This is a genomic window from Deltaproteobacteria bacterium, assembly GCA_030654105.1.
Lineage (GTDB): Bacteria > Desulfobacterota > SM23-61 > SM23-61 > SM23-61 > JAHJQK01.
In genome coordinates this window covers 1-4912 of record JAURYC010000199.1, presented here as the reverse complement: position 1 = coordinate 4912, position 4912 = coordinate 1, and the positions used below count along the sequence as shown (strand labels likewise).

General features: G+C 51.5%; 6 protein-coding genes. 3 read left to right on the top strand and 3 right to left on the bottom strand.

Annotated elements, in window-relative coordinates:
• Positions 1-84: 84 nt before the first annotated feature.
• Together Q7V48_08245 and Q7V48_08240 are read left to right on the top strand one after the other, a co-directional pair.
• The gene (locus Q7V48_08245; protein ID MDO9210725.1) at positions 85-1272 is read left to right on the top strand and encodes a CaiB/BaiF CoA-transferase family protein; all 1188 of its coding nucleotides are present in this window, start codon (positions 85-87) and stop codon (positions 1270-1272) included.
• Between the two features lie 182 nt (positions 1273-1454).
• Positions 1455-2645: a CoA transferase gene (locus Q7V48_08240; GenBank protein MDO9210724.1), complete on the top strand. Its 1191-nt coding sequence runs from the start codon at positions 1455-1457 to the stop codon at positions 2643-2645.
• A gap of 48 nt (positions 2646-2693) precedes the next feature.
• On the opposite strand, the gene Q7V48_08235 is transcribed toward Q7V48_08240, so the two are convergent.
• From Q7V48_08235 to Q7V48_08225, 3 genes are read right to left on the bottom strand one after another with little or no spacing between them, the layout of a single operon-like run.
• Positions 2694-3419 carry a hypothetical protein gene (locus Q7V48_08235; protein ID MDO9210723.1) on the bottom strand — a complete coding sequence of 242 codons (726 nt, stop codon included), beginning with the start codon at positions 3417-3419 and terminating at the stop codon, positions 2694-2696.
• 18 nt (positions 3420-3437) lie between these two features.
• The gene (locus Q7V48_08230) at positions 3438-3815 is read right to left on the bottom strand and encodes a type II toxin-antitoxin system VapC family toxin (protein MDO9210722.1); all 378 of its coding nucleotides are present in this window, start codon (positions 3813-3815) and stop codon (positions 3438-3440) included.
• Positions 3812-4018 carry an AbrB/MazE/SpoVT family DNA-binding domain-containing protein gene (locus Q7V48_08225; protein ID MDO9210721.1) on the bottom strand — a complete coding sequence of 69 codons (207 nt, stop codon included), beginning with the start codon at positions 4016-4018 and terminating at the stop codon, positions 3812-3814. The genes Q7V48_08230 and Q7V48_08225 overlap by 4 nt, the downstream gene beginning before the upstream one ends.
• Before the next feature lie 357 nt (positions 4019-4375).
• On the opposite strand from Q7V48_08225, the gene Q7V48_08220 reads away from it, so the two are divergent.
• Positions 4376-4912, top strand: a 537-nt coding sequence (locus Q7V48_08220) for a DNA repair exonuclease (GenBank protein MDO9210720.1), incomplete at its 3' end; no start/stop codon positions are given.

The window sequence follows — 4912 nt, the reverse complement described above, 5'->3', positions numbered from 1 at the left end:
ACTTCAACCTGAAAGATGGGGGGAACAATGGGGATCGAACATTGAAGAAATCCAAAAAAATATTTAGAGAAGGGGAATGAAAAAATGCCTGGACCCTTGGAGGGAGTCAAAGTATTGAGTTTTGCCCGCGCCCTGGCCGGCCCTTTCTGCACCATGCTCCTCTGCGACCTGGGGGCAGAAGTGGTCAAGATCGAAGAACCAGGCCATGGAGATACGGCTCGTCGTAATGGACCCTTTATTGAGGGAATCAGCTCTTATTTTTTAAGCATCAATCGCGGTCAGAAAAGCATTACCCTGAACCTGCGTAATGAACGGGCAAAAAAAATCGTCTTCGAACTGGTAAAGAAAGTGGACATCCTGGTGGAAAATTTTAGGCCGGGGGTTATGGACCGGTTGGGGTTCAGTTACGAAGCGATTCGCCAGCGCAATCCAAAAATTATTTATGCCTCGTTGTCAGGGTTTGGCCAAAAAGGACCTTATGCCCAAAAACCGGCTTATGACATGATCGCTCAAGGGATGGGTGGAACTGTAAGCATTACCGGAGAGCCAGGAAAGCCACCCGTGCGGGTTGGGTATTCCATTGGGGATATGGGGGCTGGCTTATTTTCCGCCATCGCCATTTTATCGGCCCTCCATGAGAGGGAGAAAAGCGGAGAGGGGCAGTGGATTGATGTGGCCATGGTGGACAGCCAGGTGGCTCTTTGTGAAAACGCCTTAATCCGATATTTAGTCACAGGCGAAATTCCCAGACCCTTAGGGACACGTCATCCTTTGATGACCCCTTTTCAGATCTTTCCAACCAAAGATGGGTATTTAGTGCTGATCACGGTTTCCGAGGAGGACTGGCGGAAGTTCTGCAAGGTAGCTGGGAGGGAAGAATTCCTTGCTGACAACCGATTCCAATCCCACAAGGATCGTATTGCCAATTATCAGGCTTTTGAACCCCTTATGAATGAGCTGATGAAAACCAAAACCACAGCAGAATGGCTGGCCCTTCTGGAACCTGCGGGGGTCATGTGCGGTCCTGTGAACAATATGGCCCAAGTGGTCAATGATCCGCATATCCAGGAGAGGGCGATGATCGTCGAAGTGGAACATCGTCGCGCTGGTAAGCTCAAGGTGGCAGGTACCCCTATGAAATTTTCCCGCACCCCTTGTAAAATCGAAAAAGCCTGTCCGGATGTCGGTGAACATACGGTAGAAGTTCTCTCGCGGATGCTGGGAATGTCTCCAGACGATATTGAAAAGCTGGGTACAGAAGGAGTAACCTGAGTCAAAAAGCAACTTGATTGTATAGGAAATTCCTTTTGGGACACGGATGTACACAGAAAGTTGCTTAGCGCTTAGCGCTATGCGCATAGTGTCTTTTTTGTTTCTGCGGTTATCTGCGAAAATCTGTGTCCCAATTAATTTAAAAGAAGGAGCGGTAACTTTTAAAGGGAAGGAGATTATCAATGAATGGACCCCTTACCGGAATTCGAGTGTTAGACTTGACCCGGGCCCTGGCCGGGCCTTATTGCACGATGATGCTCGGAGACATGGGTGCGGAAGTGATCAAGGTGGAGTCTCCGGATGGCGGGGATGATTCGCGGGCCTGGGCGCCGCCGTATATAGGAAAGGAGAGTGCTTACTTCCTCTCCTGTAACCGCAACAAAAAGAGCATTACTCTGAACCTCCGCTCTGAGAGCGCCAAAAAAATTCTCACGGACCTGATCAAAGTCTCGGACATCGTTGTTGAAAATTTCCGCCCCGGAGTGATGACCAAGATGGGCTTCCCTTACGAAGCCCTGAAGGCCATCAACCCGAAAGTAATCTTCTGCTCTATTAGCGGCTTTGGCAATAAAGGGCCGGAGTCGCCAAAGCCGGGGTTCGACCTGATTGCCCAAGGAATGAGCGGGTTTATGTCTTTCACCGGAGAAGTCGGCGGGGGGCCGATCAAAGTGGGAGTGGCCATCGCCGACATCAATTCGGGAATGTTTGCCGCCTACGGAATTCTCTCGGCGCTTTATCACCGGGAGAAAACGGGAGAAGGGCAGAAGGTGGAAACCTCTCTTTTCGAAACGATGGTGGCTCAGCTCACCTTCCAGGCCGGACGATTCTTTGCCACCGGGCAGGCTCCAAAACCTGAGGGGAATCGCCACCCGCTGATCGCCCCTTACGAGAGCTTCCCTTGCCAGGACGGGTACATCAATATCGCCGCCGCCAACGACGGTCTCTTTGCCAAAACCTGTGAAGCCATCGGTTTACTGGAGTGCCCAAAGGACCCGCGTTTTCAGAATAACGGCCTCAGGGTGAAAAACCGGGAAGCTCTCATTGCCATCATCGAGGCTAAGACCAAAGGATACAAACTGAAAGACTTGCAGAAAATCCTGGATGATGCCGGTATTCCCAACGGCCCCATCTGGTCTGTTGCCCAAGCCCTCACTTCTGAGCAAGCCTACGCCCTGGAGATGGTCAAAGAGATTGATCATCCTACCTGCGGAAAAATAAAGATCACCGGGATTCCCGTCAAGCTCTCCCAGACGCCAGGAACGGTGGAGTTACCCCCTCCAACCCTGGGCCAGCATACCGAAGAAGTCCTCACCAAGGTGTTGGGTTATTCAAAATCAAAAATTGAGGAGTTGAGAAAAGAAAAGGTTGTTTAAAAACCGTTACGAGTTGCGGGTTACGAGGTACGGGTTACAGGTTGCGAGTTATGGATTAAAATTTTTTTGACTCGAATCTCGAAACTCGGAACCCGCAACTGTCTTTTTGCCCCTACACGCTTTCACACACAAACCACAAATGTTCTGCCTGAGGCCGGCTGCTTTTACCAAGGCCTTGATTTGATGATAACACCCGATGTGGTCAAAGTCTTCCGGTTTTTCCTTGATGGATTGAGAAGGGCAGGAGGATAAACAGGCGCGACATTCCCCACATCCCCAAGGTAAGGGCTCATCCGTTTCCAGAGGCATATTCGTAAGCACCGTGATCAACCGTTGCCTCGAACCGAATTGGGAGCTGACCAAAAGGTTGTTCCGACCGATCCATCCCAACCCGGCCTGAACTGCTACATGCTTATGGGACACGTGAGCATGCTGATTCTCCCAATCCACAATCTGGGAGGCAGGGATCGGGAGGGCTGCCCATCCCCGGGACTGAATAAAATTCATTATCTTCAAACCCAGCTCATCCAGGAGCAGATTGGCCCGCTGGTAATGGAAGAAATAAAGCTTCGTGGGTCCATCGACTATATCCTCCAAAACCCGGTCGGATAGATGAAAGGCGATGGAGATCGCCCGATCCAATCCCTCCCGCGTCTTCGGAAATAACGAACAATGTTGCTCCGGCAGATCTAAAATTTTCGCCACCCCAAAGAGCGAAGCCCCTTCCTGCAGAGCGAACTTCTTCAATTCTTCATAGCAATCTTTTTTTTTCATTGGGTCTTCCGCAATCGCTTATGGTTTCTTCTTTCGGTATTGAACCTCTGGCACACCCTTGAAGTCAGCATCCTGCGTCCACACCGTCGCTCCGTAGGCTCTCGCCGTGGCAAGAACGATGCTGTCAGCCATCGGCAACTTGCTTTCGAGGCTGAGGCGGGCCGCACTCAGCGCGAGACGCGCGTCGAGGTCGATGACCATCCCCTGCTGCATGACGGCAACTGCCTGTAACGCGTCGCTCTCGTTTCGTTGCTGCATCACCCGCTTGAAAACTTCGTAAAGCGTCAATGACGGAACAATGAGGTCTTCCGTGTGCTCCACCGCCGGGGCGAAGAAGGCCGCGTTGGGCCCGTCGGCAAAGTATTCAAGCCAAGCGCTGGAATCGACAACGTTCACGGTCTGTCGGCCTCCCGTTCGACGGTCGTATCGATGCCTTTCAGGAATCCCCGCATCTCCTTGACGAGACGAAGAGGAATGAGTTCGATCCGGTCGTTGTACACAATCGCCTGCACCTTCTGGCCCGGGGACAGGCCCAACTTTTCACGGATTTGTTTAGGGATCACGACCTGGAATTTGGGCGAGATCGTTACAATTCCCATGGAGCCTCCACCGACAATGGTTTGGTATTACAGATATGATATCGATCATGAAAACGTATGTCAAGATCCAATCCGATAAAGCCAATAACCCGGGCCGACAACGGGGGCTCGAAGCGGGCCGCGTTTTAATGGGTGACCCCTTTATTTATAGCCTGTTATCTTGGTAACACACTTTATGAGTCAACCGATCCCTTTAAATCTTTTTTGGAGGATATTTTTTATGAGTAATTCGAGTATATGATTATCTCTTGACAGATAGAATGATCGTTTTATTATATGGGGGCTTACAGTTTTATTGCGAGAACGCCTTTGGCCCCCTCAACAGATGCCGCATAAGGGTCGAGGTTTAGAGGATCAATGGAATTCAAATTTATCGTTGCCTCCGATATCCACCTTGACAGTCCCCTGCAAGGTCTGTCGCTCTATGAGGGTGCCCCCTTGGACGTGCTTCGTGGCGCTACCCGTGAGGCCCTCGGGAACCTCGTCTCACTCGCGATTGAGGAGAAGGTCGCTTTCGTGTTCCTCTCAGGTGACCTCTATGACGGGGATTGGAAGGATTATCACACCGGGCTTTTCTTCTCGCAGCAGCTATCGCGCCTCCGAGAGGCCGGGATAAAGGTCTACATTATTTACGGTAACCACGACGCCGAGAGCCGTATTACCAAGTCCCTCCGCCTGCCAGACAACGTGAGGGTTCTGTCCACGAAATCCCCGGAGACCATCATATTAGACGATTTCGGAGTTGCCATTCACGGTCAGGGGTTCGCCAAGAGAGACGTGATGGAGAACCTTGCCGAGCGGTACCCGGAGGCCAGGAAGGGGTTCTTCAATATCGGCATGCTTCACACGGCCCTCTCCGGTGCCGAGGGACACGAGCCATATGCCCCCTGCACC